The sequence below is a fragment of the Mucilaginibacter flavus genome (genome assembly GCF_030409315.1).
GTDB classification, from domain to species: Bacteria; Bacteroidota; Bacteroidia; order Sphingobacteriales; family Sphingobacteriaceae; genus Mucilaginibacter; species Mucilaginibacter flavus.
The window spans coordinates 1-1,057 of record NZ_JAUFPS010000049.1 but is presented as its reverse complement, the minus strand read 5'-3'; the positions used below and the strand labels follow the sequence as shown (position 1 = coordinate 1,057).

The following is a 1,057-nucleotide window of genomic DNA, read 5'->3' as shown; positions in this document are numbered from 1 at the left end:
TAATGCGAATCAAGGGTTAAAAGCTTTAGAAACCTTATGGCTTAACCACCTGATTATGAGTTTTTTATTTGTGATTTTATTTGTTTAAAGCCTTGAAAATCAGTATCTTAAAGAAGATTTCCACATCAAACTTTAAGAATGATTCCCAAGGCTAAAGCACTTAGACTAATCGCTATCTATTTACATATCTGCAAGTTACATAACGAACAACTTCAATACTTATATCAAAGATACACCAATAATGATAAACCTGATTTTACCGATCAGGAAATGATGACTTTATACCTTTTTGTTGTCCAGGAGGAACAGAGGTTCAAAGTTTCTCAGATATATGCTTTTGCCGATCAGTATATGCGTTCCTGGTTTCCTGCTTTGCCTTCTTATCAGGCTTTTAACAGGAGGTTAAATCGACTTAGCGAGGCATTCAAGGTAATAGCGGCCCGCTCGGTTTCTGATTTTATACCTTCAGATTGCAGGCTTGGTATCAGTTTGCTTGATTCTATGCCCATCATTACTTGCTCCGGAAAACGAAGTGGAAAAGTGGCTACTGAAATTACAGACAAGGGATATTGCGGTACTAAGTCTCTATATTATTATGGACTTAAACTGCATACACTTGCTTTTTCAAGACCTAATAGAATGCCTTTTCCTGAACAAATTGTTATCACTACGGCATCTGAAAGCGACCTGAACGTCTTTAAACAAGATTGGGGAGCCATAACAAACCGCACTTTTTTTGGAGATAAAATCTATCACAATGAAGCATATTTTAAAAGCCTGAAAATAAATATAAACGCAACTATGCTTACACCCATAAAAGCTATAAAAGAACAGGCTGAAGTACTTAAACAAAGAGATAAAGCCGCAAATGACTTATTTAATGCTGCCGTATCGACTGTAAGACAACCCATTGAGTCCCTGTTCAATTGGCTGATTGAAAAAACAGACTTACAAAGAGCGAATAAAGTCAGGTCTACTAACGGATTACTCGTGCACGTTTTTGGAAAAATAGCCGCCGCTTTTATATACCTTATTTTTTAACCCTTGATTCGCATTA

1 protein-coding gene is annotated in these 1,057 nt (G+C 36.4%); it reads left to right on the top strand.

Annotated elements, in window-relative coordinates:
• The first annotated feature begins 138 nt into the window (after positions 1–138).
• Entirely contained in the window at positions 139–1,041 is a 903-nt protein-coding gene (locus QWZ17_RS23255; RefSeq protein ID WP_290307718.1) for a transposase, read from the top strand.
• Positions 1,042–1,057 lie beyond the last annotated feature (16 nt).